The 14,057-nt window shown below is 62.6% G+C and carries 10 protein-coding genes and 1 pseudogene; 9 read left to right on the top strand and 2 right to left on the bottom strand.

The window, feature by feature from the left end; translation table 11 throughout:
- The first annotated feature begins 488 nt into the window (after positions 1–488).
- Both ACQKOE_RS05705 and ACQKOE_RS05700 read left to right on the top strand, forming a co-directional pair.
- Positions 489–1,067, top strand: coding sequence for an ANTAR domain-containing response regulator (locus tag ACQKOE_RS05705; RefSeq protein ID WP_374590869.1), 579 nt, complete (start codon positions 489–491; stop codon positions 1,065–1,067).
- Positions 1,067–2,278 (top strand): CmpA/NrtA family ABC transporter substrate-binding protein, encoded by a 1,212-nt coding sequence (locus ACQKOE_RS05700; RefSeq protein WP_374590871.1) that lies wholly within the window; start codon positions 1,067–1,069, stop codon positions 2,276–2,278. The genes ACQKOE_RS05705 and ACQKOE_RS05700 overlap by 1 nt, the downstream gene beginning before the upstream one ends.
- A 226-nt stretch (positions 2,279–2,504) precedes the next feature.
- Here the strand turns inward: ACQKOE_RS05700 and ACQKOE_RS05695 are convergent, their stop codons facing one another.
- Complete coding sequence (locus ACQKOE_RS05695; RefSeq protein WP_374590873.1) at positions 2,505–4,196, bottom strand: bifunctional protein-serine/threonine kinase/phosphatase; 1,692 nt, start codon at positions 4,194–4,196, stop codon at positions 2,505–2,507.
- A 95-nt stretch (positions 4,197–4,291) separates the two neighbouring features.
- On the opposite strand from ACQKOE_RS05695, the gene ACQKOE_RS05690 reads away from it, so the two are divergent.
- From ACQKOE_RS05690 to moaA, 6 genes are all read left to right on the top strand, one after another.
- A complete protein-coding gene (locus tag ACQKOE_RS05690; RefSeq protein ID WP_374590875.1) occupies positions 4,292–5,545 on the top strand; it encodes a nitrate/nitrite transporter in 1,254 nt (417 codons plus the stop codon).
- A 242-nt stretch (positions 5,546–5,787) separates the two neighbouring features.
- Positions 5,788–8,286, top strand: coding sequence for a nitrite reductase large subunit NirB (gene nirB, locus ACQKOE_RS05685; protein ID WP_374590877.1), 2,499 nt, complete (start codon positions 5,788–5,790; stop codon positions 8,284–8,286).
- On the top strand, positions 8,283–8,624 hold the full coding sequence (gene nirD, locus ACQKOE_RS05680; protein WP_374590879.1) for a nitrite reductase small subunit NirD: 342 nt from the start codon (positions 8,283–8,285) through the stop codon (positions 8,622–8,624). Before nirB ends, nirD begins: the two co-directional genes overlap by 4 nt.
- A 4-nt stretch (positions 8,625–8,628) precedes the next feature.
- Positions 8,629–11,211: a molybdopterin-dependent oxidoreductase gene (locus ACQKOE_RS05675; protein WP_427511921.1), complete on the top strand. Its 2,583-nt coding sequence runs from the start codon at positions 8,629–8,631 to the stop codon at positions 11,209–11,211.
- Entirely contained in the window at positions 11,208–11,987 is a 780-nt protein-coding gene (gene cobA, locus ACQKOE_RS05670; protein WP_374590881.1) for a uroporphyrinogen-III C-methyltransferase, read from the top strand. The genes ACQKOE_RS05675 and cobA overlap by 4 nt, the downstream gene beginning before the upstream one ends.
- A gap of 153 nt (positions 11,988–12,140) precedes the next feature.
- Positions 12,141–13,121, top strand: coding sequence for a GTP 3',8-cyclase MoaA (moaA, locus tag ACQKOE_RS05665; RefSeq protein WP_427511920.1), 981 nt, complete (start codon positions 12,141–12,143; stop codon positions 13,119–13,121).
- A gap of 77 nt (positions 13,122–13,198) precedes the next feature.
- On the opposite strand, the gene ACQKOE_RS05660 is transcribed toward moaA, so the two are convergent.
- Positions 13,199–13,375 carry a hypothetical protein gene (locus ACQKOE_RS05660; protein WP_427511919.1) on the bottom strand — a complete coding sequence of 59 codons (177 nt, stop codon included), beginning with the start codon at positions 13,373–13,375 and terminating at the stop codon, positions 13,199–13,201.
- 99 nt (positions 13,376–13,474) lie between these two features.
- Between ACQKOE_RS05660 and ACQKOE_RS05655 the strand changes: the two are divergent.
- Positions 13,475–13,639: pseudogene (locus tag ACQKOE_RS05655) on the top strand (transposase); the annotation flags it as partial.
- Positions 13,640–14,057: the final 418 nt, after the last annotated feature.

Here is a 14,057-nt window from a genome sequence, read left to right as displayed (position 1 = left end):
TATAGAACTGGACTTTGCGTGCATCCGTATGATGCCGGCGGCGATAATTTGCCCCAACTCGGTGAAGCGCTGATCGTCGGTCATGTTTGCTATCATGTTATGGCGATCTGGTATTTGTCCGGCCTGCATCTGGTCCTGCGATCTTTCCGAGGGGTTGTTCGGAGGTACGCGTGGTGAGCAGAATAACAATAAGAAATTGGGACTTATCTGGTTTCGACGTTTACAATCGTAGGTGGGCGTAATTTTCGGAGAGCGCTGAGCCACTGTCTGAAGCATGGCCAGCGAGTTCGGGCGTAATTTGATTCGGATTTTCGGAAATATGGCCGGAGCTATGCTCAGAGCTTCACCATGATGCTTCGAGGTGGAAAGACCACCTCTGCTCGTAAAAGCTGACTCCTTTGGCGCAATTCGACAGCTCCAACTTCATTCGAAGTGTCAATTCCCGATTTGCGATTGAATGATGCAATGCAGCATTGCACAAGGCGGGAATGCGCATTGCGGTTGTCGATGAGAGTGCTACGCGGGCCGCAGTAATCTGCGATGGCCTGGCTGCGCTTGATGATTGCGAGCTTTTCGTCATTACCGAACGCCGGGAAATGGTGGCGCGAATTAGCGCGGTGTCGCCCGATATTGTTCTCATGGACCTTGGGAATCCATCGCGTGATATGCTCGAGGAATACTTTGCGGTTAGTCGGGCGGTGGCTCGGCCAATCGCCATGTTCGTTGATGAAAGCGATGCGGAATCAATCGCAGCTTCTGTCGAGGCAGGAGTATCAGCTTATGTCGTCGATGGCCTCGCTCCGCACCGCATTCGGCCAGTGCTCGATCTGGCCGTTCGGCGCTTCAATGCATTCGCTCGGCTTGAGGCGGACCTGGCCGAGGCTCGCGGTAAGCTGGCCGAGCGCGAAACAATTGACCGGGCGAAGCGCATCCTGATGGACAGCCGCGGTATGGGCGAACCGCAAGCCTATGCAGAGCTGCGCAAGACTGCGATGAACCAGGGGCGACGGATCATCGACATTGCCGAGGCTGTCCTAACCGCGCACCAGTTGCTTGGAGGAAAGTGATGTCAAGCGAACTGACGGTCGGTTTTCTTCCGCTGATCGATGCATGTCTGCCGATCCTGGCGCGCGAACATGGATTTGCCGAAGCAGAGGGACTTTCGCTTCGGTTGGTCAAGGACGCGAGCTGGGCGACGGTGCTGGATCGCTTGCTCTATGGGCAAAGCGACGCTGCGCACATGGTCGCGCCGCTTGCGCTTGCGACAACGCTGGGGCGGGGGCGACCGGCCACCCCTTTGTCCGTCCCCTTTGTGCTGGGGCTGAACGGGAACGCGATCACGCTGCGGTGCGACCTTGCGGACCGGGTTGCGCCCAGTGCTGGGCGACTTGGCGATCCCACTGCTGTCGGTGCCGCGCTGCGGGAAGCAGCAATGGAACGCAAGCGCGCGGGCAGCCGCCTGCGGTTCGGAGTGGTCCATCGCTATTCGAGCCATAACTATATGCTGCGTTACTGGCTGGCAGCCTGCGGTGTTCGCCCCGATGCGGATGTCGAAATCGTTACCGTTGCGCCGCCGTTTTGTGCAGATGCACTGCAAGCTGGGGACGTCGATGGCATTTGCGTCGGGGAACCATGGAACAGCGTTGCCGTAGCACGCGGCGCGGGCCGGATCGTACTGGCCACGGCGCAAATCTGGCGCCGCGGGGTGGAAAAGGTACTCGCGATGCGGGAACCGGTGCTGGCCGAGCGGCGCGAAGACATCGAAGCCCTGGTCCGCGCGTTGATCGCTGCCGCGCGGCATTTTGTAGATCCGGACAACCATGAGGCAAATGCTGCCATACTGGCGCGTAGCGAATATCTTGACGGGTCAGTGGAATTGATCCGGCGCGCGATCTCTGATCGACTGCTGCTGAGAAAGAACGGAAAGCCCGTTCACTATCCGGACTTCATGTTCCAGTATCGTGAGGCGGCGAACTTTCCCTGGATCAGCCAGGCGCTCTGGCTTTACACCCAGATGACGCGGTGGGACGGTACAGAGTACTCCGACGAAGAGGCCGAGAAGGTAGCGCGCGTGTTCCGCCCCGACGTCTATCGTAGTGCGCTGCTGGGCAGCAGGGAGCCGCTGCCCGGAGCCAGTTCGAAAGTTGAAGGCAGCCTTGCCGGGCTGACCGCCGTGGGGACGCAACAAGGGGCCATGACGCTGGAAGACAACCGCTTCTTTGACAGAATCGCGTTCGATCCGCACGAGATGCGCGGCTACCTTGCAAACCTGCCCTGACGGATCTTGCTGCACTGCAAAAAAGTTCTTGCGGCGAAGCCTGTTCTTCGCTTAGCCTGAGCTCCGCCGGGAATGCGCGTTCCAATGACGGGACGTAACCAGCAACCGGCGTTAGACTGACATTGCGTGGCAACGGCGCCGCCCGAATTAGCTCTATCGAGCTTGTTCGCGGCGGCTTTTTTGCGTGCGCGAAAGCAAGGGGTTTTACGGCGTGGCACGTGGCGGATCAGCGCAGCAGCAGCGAGGCGATCAGCGCCGCGCCGAGCAGCGCGCTGACTGCCTGCCAGAACCGTACCGGCTCGCGCTCGATCAAGGCGGTTTTCCGGGGCGGACCGAGATCCAGCGCACCGCCGCCTTCCAGCGTGCGCAGCAGTTCGATCACATCGCCGAAGCGGGCATCGCGTTCGGGCTGGATCGCCGTGATGATAGCATCGTCCAGCCAGCTCGGAATCTCCGGCCGGTGCCGCGAAGGTGGCAAGGCTCGGCCAAACCGCGGCCGCTGGAAGGCTTCTTGTTCGCCATAAGGCCACTTGCCGGTGAACCAACGGTACAGCGTAACGCCCAGCGCGAACTGATCGGTCAGTGCGTCGCCGGCATTGCCATGGAACTGCTCGGGCGCCATGAATCCGGGCGTTCCCGGTATTTCGTCGCTTTTGAAATCTTCAACCTTGGGGAGCCGCGCAACCCCAAGATCGATCAGCTTCAGACCGCCGGTGGCCGTGAGGATCGCATTGTCGGGCTTGATGTCGCGGTGAACGACATCCAAGCGGTGCAGTGCCGCAACCCCCCGGGTCAGCATGATCGCGGCATCGAGCCCCTGCCTGAGCGGCGGCAGGCTGCGCTCCAAACGCTGCGCCATCGTCTCCCCGTCAAGAAACGGCAGGACCGAATAAAGCGCGCTTTGCCGGTCTGGCCGGACCGCATGGGCGGCCAGGACGAACGGGCTGGCAATCCGCTGCGCCAGCAGCATTTCGCGCGCAAAAGCGAGGCGCAATGCCCGTTCCGACAGCACTTCGCGCTGCGGGAATTTGAGCACCACTTTGCTGCCGTCCTCGGTATCGGTGGCCAGCAGCAGCACGGCGTGGCGACCTTCGGACAGCACGCGTTCGGCGCGGAAGCCGTCGATGCTTTCTCCGGGCAGGGGCGCTGCCGCGAAGGGCAGCGCGGAAATGCCAGCCAGGATTCCGTCGTGGTCCGGATCCGGCAACCGCACGATATCGAGCACCAGCGCGGTTGCATTGTCCTGGCCCCCGGCCGCGATCGCCGCGTCGCCAAGCGCCTGTGCGGTCGCTTCGGCGCTCGCGTGTTCCGAGAGGATCGCAGCGATTCGCGGAGGCGAAAGCACGCCGTGGATCCCGTCGGTAGTGAGCACCAGGCGGTCCAGTTCAGCCAGTTCCACATCGCTATGGTCCAGCCGCAGTTCCGGCTCGATGCCCAGAGCGCGGATAAGCACGTGGCTCAGATCCGGTTCGGGGCGGACATGGTCGGTGGTGAGACAGGTGAGCCGACCGCCCGAAAAGCGCCATGCCCGGCTGTCTCCCGCGTGGACCAAGTGCGCGCGCCTGCCGCGCAGCGCCAGCGCGGTGAAAGTCGTGGCGCTGTTGGTCATCGCTTCGGTGCGAGCCTGGCTGAACAGCCACCGATTGAACGCCGCCAACGGCCGATGCATGGCGCGGGCTGGGCCGATCGTGGCGGGCATGGCATAGAACCCCTCGATCAGCGCGCGCACCGCCAGTTCCGCAGCGACGCGCCCGGCCTTTCCTCCCGATACGCCATCCGCCACCGCAGCCAATATTCCGTGGCGCGCGCGTTCCAATGCGGTGCCAAGATGGACGCCACCAAAGTCCTGGTTGTCGGCCCGCGGTCCGGTCAGCGTGGCAAAGCCCACCGCGACCACGAGTTCCCCTTTGCTGCGCATCGTCAAAATCAGCCCCTTACGCGCACGGGCACGTCGCCCGCCCGCGTGAGGATCGTTCCCTTCCTCGTTCCGTCAAGCCTCAGGAGAGCCTTATCATGGCATCTTTCGCGATGACGCCGGATGTTCCGGCAATTCCCACCGGCAAGCCTTTTTGGCAGTCTGGCCATCGGCCAACGCTGCTGGCAGCGTTCCTCTATTTCGACATTGCCTTCATGTGCTGGGTTCTGCTTGGCCCGCTCGCTCCGATCATCTCGAAAGACCTTGGGCTGGATGCTGCCCAAAAAGGGTTCATGGTTGCAGTGCCAACGCTTGCCGGAGCGATGATCCGCTTGATCAACGGGTTCATGGTCGACCGGATCGGGCCCAAGCGGACGGGAACGTTCAACCAGGTGGTGGTGATCTGCGGCCTGTTCGCAGCCTGGTGGTTCGGCGTCTCCAGCTATGCGGCAATTCTGGCTGTAGGCGTGGTGCTTGGCTTTGCCGGGGCGAGTTTCGCCGTATCGCTCCCGCTGGCGAGCAGATGGTATCCGCCCGAACACCAAGGCAAGGCCATGGGGATTGCCGGAATGGGCAACTCCGGCACAGTTTTCGCTTCGTTGTTCGCTGCCCTGTTGGCCAATGCCTTCGGGTGGAACAATGTACTGGGCCTGGCGCTGGTGCCGCTGGTGGCGGTTTTCGCGGTTTACCTGATCGCAGCCAAGGACAGTCCCGAACAGCCCGCGCCCAAGCCGCTGTCGACCTATGTCGCAGTGCTGGGTGAAAAGGATGCCTGGTGGTTCATCTTGTTCTACTTCGTCACTTTCGGCGGCTTTGTCGGCCTCTCCAGCTCGCTGCCCACGTTTTATGCCGACAGCTTTGGCGTGACTCCTGTGGTGGCCGGCTATTGCACTGCGGCGGCGGTATTCATGGGATCGCTGCTGCGCCCGGTTGGCGGCGCGCTGGCCGACAGGCTGGGTGGGATCAAGACCCTGAGCGTTGTCTATGCTGTTGCGGCAGGATTGCTGAGCGTGATTTCAGCGGTCGCTACGCAAGGGTTGTGGCTGGCCGTAGCGCTGTTCGTTGTCGTGATGGGGACGCTCGGCATTGGTAACGGGGCCGTGTTCCAGCTCGTCCCGCAGCGCTTTCGCAAAGAGATCGGGGTAATGACCGGCCTGGTCGGCTTTGGCGGCGGTCTGGGAGGGTTCTACCTCGCCTCGTCCCTGGGGGCGATCAAGCAGGCCACCGGCAGCCCTTCGATCGGTTTCGTGATCTTCGCCGCCCTGGCGCTGGTCGCTTTGGCTGGGCTGACGGCGGTGAAGCGTCGCTGGCGGACGACCTGGGGCGCGGCGGTACAGGGCGCGCGGATCTGACTGGTTCGTGGCGGGACAGGAAAACGCCTGTCCCGCCATGCTGCACTGCAAAAAACGCTTGCATCGCGGCAAGCGAATCCCTTAGTCTTCCTTTCAGCGCTTGATGCCGTCCAACGATGGACGAAGCAGCATCGGCGCTGAACAATCGAACGACGCGTGGCAACGTAGCCGCCCGTACCGCTCCTTCAAGGGACCGGTCCGAGGCGGTTTTTTGCGTTGCGCGTGATGAAGGAGCAAAACCGGTGAACGCGCCCGCAAACTTCAAGCAGACAGATTCGGATGGGGGCAGGGCCGAACGCCTTGTGGTGATTGGCAACGGCATGGCGGGTTGCCGCGCGGTCGAGGAAATCCTGGCCCGCGACCCCGCCCGCTACGCGATCACGATCTTCGGGGCCGAGCCGCGGGTGAACTATAACCGCATCATGCTTTCCCCCGTCCTGGCCGGCGAGAAAGCGTTTGACGATATCGTGATCAACGACGCCGCGTGGTACGAAGAGAATGCCATCACGCTGGTGTCGGGCGACCCGGTGGTGGCGATCGAGCGGGCGACCCAGACGGTCGTGGCGCGGTCGGGCCGGGTCGAGCCTTATGACCGGCTGCTGATCGCCACGGGATCGGACCCGTTCATCATTCCGGTTCCCGGCCACGATTTGCCTGGTGTGGTTACGTTCCGCGACCTCGACGATGTCGAACGGATGCTTGAAGCTGCGGGTCGTGGCGGCAGCGCGGTGGTCATCGGCGGCGGCCTGCTCGGCCTGGAAGCTGCCCACGGACTCGCCCTGCGCGGAATGGCGGTGACGGTCGTGCACCTGATGCCCACTTTGATGGAGCGTCAGTTGGATGAAGCGGCCGGCTACCTGCTTAAGAGCGAACTGGAACGGCGCGGGCAAACCATTGTGACGGGCGGCGACACGGCCGAGATCATGGCCCGTGATGGACGCGTCGGCGGGGTAAGGCTGAAAGACGGCCGCGAATTTGCCGCCGACATCGTGGTCATGGCCGTTGGCATCCGTCCGGCGACCGGTCTGGCCCAGGCGGCCGGGATCGAGGTTGAGCGCGGCATTCTGGTGGACGATCACATGGTCACGTCGGACCCGGCGATCATGGCGGTGGGTGAATGCGTGCAGCACCGTGGGCAATGCTACGGCCTGGTCGCGCCGCTGTGGGACATGTGCCGGGCACTGGCCGATGCGGCGACGGATGCGCCGACCGGCTACCACGGCTCGGTGACTTCCACCAAGCTGAAGGTTTCGGGGATCGACCTTTTTTCGGCCGGAGATTTTTCCGGCGGCGAGGGCGCAGAAGACATCGTGATGCGCGATGCGGCGCGGGGGATCTACAAGCGCGTCATCGTGAAGGACGACCGCCTGATCGGCGCGGTGCTCTATGGCGATACGGCTGATGGCAGCTGGTATTTCGACCTGCTGAAAAAAGGCGAGGACATATCCGCGATCCGCGAAGCGCTTATCTTCGGCCAGGCCTTTGCTGCGGGAGGTGCCCTTGCGGACCCTAATGCCGCCGTTGCAGCGCTTTCGGATGATGCCGAAATCTGCGGCTGTAACGGCGTAACCAAGGGCAAGGTAGTCGAAACGATCCGCGCAGGGGCTTGCAGCCTTGATGCGGTACGCAGCCAGTGCAAGGCTTCGGCCAGCTGCGGCAGCTGCACCGGATTGGTCGAAAGCCTGCTGGCGCTTACCTTGGGCGATGCGGTCGCAAGCGGCCCGAAAACCATGTGCAAGTGCACCAGCTTTACCCATTCCGATGTGCGCCGCTTGATCCTGGAAAAGCAGCTCAGGCTGATCCCGCAGGTGATGCAAGAGTTATCCTGGTCGACGCCGGATGGTTGTGCCTCATGCCGTCCCGCGCTCAATTATTACCTGCTCTGCGCCTGGCCGGGTGAATATGTTGACGATCAGCAGAGCCGTTTCGTCAACGAACGATTGCACGCCAACATCCAGAAGGACGGCACCTATTCGGTGGTCCCGCGCATGTGGGGCGGGCTGACCAACCCCCGGGAACTGCGCGCGATTGCCGACGTGGTAGAGAAATACGATGCGCCCATGGTCAAGGTCACCGGCGGCCAGCGGCTCGACATCTTCGGGATCAAGAAGGAAGACCTGCCCGCCGTATGGGCCGATCTCAACGCCGCCGGCATGGTTTCAGGGCACGCCTATGGCAAGTCGCTGCGCACCGTAAAGACCTGCGTGGGCAGCGAATGGTGCCGGTTCGGTACCCAGGATTCGACCGGCCTGGGCGTCAAACTTGAACAGATGACCTGGGGCAGCTGGATGCCGCACAAGTTCAAGATCGCAGTCAGCGGCTGCCCGCGCAATTGCGCCGAGGCGACGATCAAGGACTTTGGCGTGGTTTGCGTTGACAGCGGGTACGAGCTGCACGTCGGCGGCAATGGCGGGATCAAGGTTCGCGCGACCGACCTGTTGTGCAAGGTCGAGACCGAGGAACAGGCGATGGAAGTATGCGCCGCCTTCATCCAGTTCTACCGAGAGGATGCCTGGTACCTTGAACGTACCGCACCATGGATCGAACGGGTCGGGCTGGACTATGTCAAGTCGGCGCTGCTGGACGATCCTGATGCCGTCGCGCGGCTGGCAGCACGGTTCCGGTATTCGCAATCCTTCATGCAGGAAGACCCTTGGGCCCGCCGCGTGGCCGGCGAGGATTCCCAGTTGCACCAGCACCTGGCTGAAGTGCGCCCCCTTGTTTTGGAGACTGCCCAATGATCGGTGAATGGCTTGATATCGGCCCGGTGGGTCAGATCGCTCCTGGCACGGCGCGGACCCTGCCAGTGCGGGGCGGAGAGGAGATCGCCGTATTTCACACGCTTGCAGGCGGCTTTTATGCACTGGTCAACAAGTGCCCGCACAAGGCCGGCCCGCTGTCCCAGGGCATCGTTCACGGCAGCGTGGTGACCTGCCCGCTGCACAACTGGAACATTTCGCTCAAGACCGGTGAGGCGCTGGGCGATGACAAGGGCTGCGTCCCGACAATTCCTCTGCGGGTCGATGCCGGACGCATCTACCTGCTGCGCGAAGCCGTCGTGCGGCCGAAGGTTGCGTAGGCCGATGGGCCGCGAGGTTCGCACCACCTGCGCCTATTGCGGCGTTGGCTGCGGGATCCGGGCATTGGTGGGCGGTGAACGCACCGTCACCATCAGAGGAGACGCGGACCATCCGGCAAACCTGGGGCGGCTCTGTTCAAAAGGCACCCATCTTGGCGAAACGGTCGGACTGGAGGGGCGCTTGCTCCATCCAATGATTGGCGAGTTGCAGGCCAGTTGGGATGAGGCGCTGGACCTTGTTGCCCAGCGAATGAGCGCCTGTATTGCCGAGCATGGTCCCCAAAGCGTGGCCTTCTACGTCTCGGGCCAGCTGCTGACCGAAGACTACTATGTCGCCAACAAGCTGATGAAGGGCTTTATCGGCAGCGGCAACATCGACACCAACAGTCGCCTGTGCATGGCCAGTGCAGTGGCCGCGCACAATCGCGCATTCGGCGAAGACGTGGTGCCATGCACGTACGAAGATCTCGACGTGGCGGATCTGATCCTGCTGGTGGGATCAAACACGGCCTGGTGCCATCCGGTGATCTGGCAGCGGATCGAGGCGGCTCGCGCCAAACGCGGCACCCGGCTTGTCGTGATCGACCCGCGCCGGACGGAAACCGCCGAGCAGGCAGATCTTCATGTCCAGCTTGCGCCGGATGGTGACGTGGCGCTGTTCAATGCATTGCTGGCCGAAATGCGGGATCGCGGACTGCTGGACCGTCAGTTCCTGCAGGCCCGATGCGATGTGCCGGACGACTTGCTGGCCGAACTGGATGCCCATGCGCACGGAATTGATCCGGGCGCGTTTGCTGCCCTGGCCGATCTCATTGCAGCCCGGCCTCGCATGGTCACTCTGTTCAGCCAGGGCGCCAACCAGTCCCGCAGCGGGACCGACAAAGGCAATGCAATCATCAACCTCCACCTTGCTACCGGGCGCATAAATCGCGCCGGTGCGGGGCCATTCAGTATCACCGGCCAGCCCAACGCCATGGGGGGACGCGAGGTGGGCGGACTTGCCAACACGCTGGCCTGCCACCTTGGCTTTTCTCCCGAAGAGCGCGCGCAAGTGGCCGACTTCTGGGACGCGCCCAACCTTTGCACTGGTCCCGGGCTGAAGGCCGTGGACCTGTTTCGCGCGGTCCATTCCGGGCAGGTCAGGTTCCTGTGGGTAATGGCCACTAATCCTGCCGTTTCAATGCCGGACGCCGGTTTTGTCCGCGAGGCGCTGGCCAGGTGCGAAACGCTCGTGGTGTCCGATGTCATTGCCGATACCGACACGGCCCGGCTGGCCCATGTCCGTCTGCCGGCCTTGGCCTGGGGAGAAAAGGACGGGACCGTCACCAACTCAGAACGCCGGATTAGCCGCCAGCGCGCCTTGTTCGCCCCTCCTGGAGAGGCGCGCGCCGATTGGGCGATCCTGTGCGACGTCGCTGCACGAATGGGCTGGGGCGAGGCATTCCAGTTCGCCAGTGCAGCCAAGATCTTCCGGGAATATGCAGCGATGACGGCGCTGTCGCGGCGACACGGCAAAGCGCTCGACCTGACGTCGCTGGCGCAATTATCCGATGCTGACTACGCGGATCTGGAACCGTTCCAATGGGGCGGTAGTAAGCCGTTGGCTGCGCGGTTCAGTCACGCCGACGGCAAGGCGCGGATCGTGCCGATTGCTGCACCAGCTGTGACGCCAAGCAATGCCGGCTTCGCACTGCGGCTCAATACCGGTCGATACCGCGATCAGTGGCATACGATGACCCGCACCGGACTTTCGGCAACCTTGTCGCAGCATCGGCCCGAAGCCTTGCTTGAGATTCACCCTGGCGATGCCGCGCGCCATGGCCTGGTCGATGGCGCACTGGCGCGCGTGGGCACAGCCGCTGGAAGCGCGGTATTCCGGGTAGCGATCTGCGCGGGCCAGCGCCCCGGCGATCTGTTCGTGCCAATGCACTGGACTGATGTGATGGCAGGGGAAGCACGAGCTAACCGCCTCGCGCTGTCCGAGGTCGATCCGGTTTCCGGGCAGCCAGCATTCAAGGATACTCCGGCGAACGTAGCGCCAGTCAGGCCGAAGTGGCGCGCATTCCTGATCTGTCGCGTTGCTCCGGATTTGCCTGACCTGACCTATTGGAGCCGGTCGCGGGTCGAGGGCGGGTGGCTCTGTGAATTGGCCGGCGACGAAGATCTCGAGCCTGAGGCAATCTTGCCCGCTGGCCTCCGCCTGGAAGCGGCTGATCTGGTGCGGGGGATGCGGCGGATTGCCGTGTTGGATCCTGAAGGCCGGCTCGAAGCAGCGCTCTACATCACCCGAACCGGCGAACTTCCCCGTCGCGATTGGGCTGCGCAGCAACTTACACGAGCGGAGGCGTCAGGGCCGGAACTGCTGGCGGGCCGACCCGCATTCCCAGCCCTGGACCGCGGGCCGATCACTTGCGTCTGCCTAGGCGTCGGCGCGAACGAGATCACCGCTGCGGCCTGCGCAGGTGCGGTTACGATCGACGCGATTGGCGCGACCACCAAGGCTGGGACCAATTGCGGTTCGTGCCGGCCGGCAATCGCCAAACTGCTCGAAGCGGCACTGGCCATCAACCTGGAGGCGGCAGAATGAGTGATTTTAGCGCAGGCATGGTCTGGCTGGTCGGAGCCGGGCCGGGCGACCCCGAACTCCTGACCCGCAAGGCGGAACGCCTGATTCGGACTGCCAGTGTGATCTTCCACGATGCCTTGGTCGGTCCCGGCGTGCTCGACCTGGCCCTGCCTGGAACCCGGCTGGTTTACGTGGGCAAGCGGTCAGGACGGCATTCCAAGGATCAGGGCACTATCGATCGACTGATCGTTGCGGCGGCGCTGGCGGGTGAACGCGTGGTTCGCCTCAAGGGGGGAGACCCTGCAATTTTCGGCCGGGCCAGTGAAGAGATCGAGGCTTGCCGCGCGGCAGGCGTCCCTGTGGCAATCTGCCCCGGTGTTACCGCCGCCAGCGCGGCTGCCGCAAGCCTGGGCAGATCGCTCACTTTGCGGGGAATGGCGCGCAAACTTGTGTTCGTAACCGCACATGCCAAGGCGAAAGAGCCGCTGGATCTCGATTGGGCATCGTTGGCCGATCCGAAGGCCACGCTTGCCGTGTACATGGGCAAAGCCGCCGCAGCAGAGGTTTCGCGCAATCTGCGCGCTGCGGGGCTGCCTGCTTCCACGCCGGTGACGCTGATTGAGAATGCCAGCTTGCCGGACGAACGCCATATCGCGACGCGTCTTGATCTGTTGCCATTGGCAGCAAAGGCAGGGCTGGGCAGCGGCCCGGTCCTGCTGCTGATCGGCGAAGCGATGCGCTTGGATACTGCGGCGCAAGCTGCAGTAGGGGCAATCATTCCGGAGGTTGTTCCATGAAAGGACTTGAGCAGGCGCTCCGCATTCTACTTCCCTCGGTCTGCATACTTTGCGGCAAAGTTTGGAGAGTCCCCGCGCATAAAAAACGATGCCCGTGCTGCGGATATGCGAGCGCATGAAATTTCAATTCGGTGCACAAATGGACTGCACTCTGTGATCCTCCACGACCGACATGGTCGCAGGTTCGAATACCTGCGCCTGTCGCTGACCGATGTCTGCAATTTCCGCTGTAGCTATTGCCTGCCCGATGGCTATCGCAAGCAGGCGGAGCAGCCGGCCAGCCTGTCGGTGGAGGAAATCCGCCGGCTGGTCACCGCCTTTGCCCGCCTCGGCCTGTGGAAAGTGCGGCTGACTGGCGGCGAACCGGCGCTGCGGCGCGAACTGATTGACATTGCCCGCACTGTCTCTGCCGTTCCCGGCATCCGCCGCGTGGCGATGACCACCAACGGTTACCGCCTGGCAGAGCGGGCGCAGGACTATGCCGCTGCCGGGATCGGCGCGCTGAACGTCAGCGTGGATTCGCTCGATCCGGCACGTTTTGCCAGCATTACCGGGCATGACCGGCTGGGCGAAGTACTCGCCGGGATCGCGGCAGCGCGCGCGGCGGGGATCGCTTCGATCAAGCTGAACAGCGTGCTGATGCGCGGGGTCAACGATGACGAGCTGGACGCCTTCATCGGCTTCGTCCAGCAGCACGACATAGCGCTGCGCTTCATCGAAGTGATGCGTACCAACGACAATACCGAATTCTTCCAGCGCCATCACCTGGCTGGAGCGGAAATCGCGCAGCGGCTGGAAGCGCTCGGCTGGCAGCGCCTCCCGCGTCAGGCTGGCGCCGGGCCCGCGGTGGAATATGCCCAGGCGGGATCGCCCGGCCGGATCGGGATCATCGCGCCCTATTCCAAGGATTTCTGCACCACCTGCAACCGCCTGCGCGTTTCGGCCAAGGGCAAGCTGCACCTGTGCCTGTTCGGCGATCACGGGATTGACCTGCGCGATCTGCTGCAGGACGATGCGCAGGGCGATGAGCTGGTCCGGCGGATCATGAAGCTGACCGCGACCAAGGCCCCCGCGCACCGCCTGCACGAAGGCAACAGCGGCGGCACGCCGCACCTGGCTTCGATCGGAGGATAGCGTGACTGCCCGCTTGAGCGTGGAACTGTGAGCCGGAAAACGGGACAAGCTGTGATTAGGGTCAGCGGTCGGATAAGTTAGATTTCCCGCGCGAACCACCGAACCCTTCCAACGATGTTCACCTCGTCAGCGGTGCGCTCGTAGGCGGAATAGGTCTTGTTGTCTGAAAGGACTCGCACGACGGGCGGCTCGCTATTGGGGATGTGCTCTAGACGCTTAGCGACCAGGCCAATCCCGTCGTGCAGCACGAACACCCCCGGCGGGGTTGGCACTGCGCGGCCCATGTCCACTAGGCTCAGGACCCATTGATCCGAGAGGCATGATCTGATTCAGGCTCCGCAAGGAGACTGAACATGAGCGACCTGTACTGGCTGACGGACGAGCAGATGGCGCGGCTTCAGCCGTATTTTCCCAAGAGCCACGGCAGGCCACGTGTGGATGATCGGCGGGTGCTGAGCGGGATCATTTTCGTCAATCGCAACGGGTCGCGCTGGTGTGATGCGCCGAAGGACTATGGCAGCCTACGGGGCCCGCTAAGGTCCTCTTAGCTTTGATAGCCAAACAGCCTAACTGGGTTACGGAGCTTTATGCCAAGCTTTACCCTCAGCCTTTGGGCTGGGTCGGAGAGGGCCTTAACCCCGCAACCATAACGGATGATGAGCGCATCGCCGAGGTTGGTCGGATACTGGCTCAGGGAATTCTGCGAATGAAAGAAGCGGGAAAATTAGGTTGAAGCCTCACTAGTTTGAATTTCGGTTGTACGATTTTCAGTGTGCTTCGTGATTCCAACGAGTGGCGAGTCAGTGCCGCCATATTCAAGTCGGTGGGCTGATTAAGATTTAAATCGGTGACTGCGTGTGTCCCAAATATCCAGTTTAAACAGTTTTCGGCACCTCGCTGTTTCATTGATGAGTCAATATTTCATTGATTTTCAGC

This window comes from Novosphingobium sp. NPDC080210 (assembly GCF_050281025.1).
In the GTDB taxonomy this organism is placed as follows: domain Bacteria; phylum Pseudomonadota; class Alphaproteobacteria; order Sphingomonadales; family Sphingomonadaceae; genus Novosphingobium.
The sequence above is the reverse complement of the archived record's forward strand: the minus strand, read 5'-3'. Positions and strand labels throughout refer to the sequence as shown.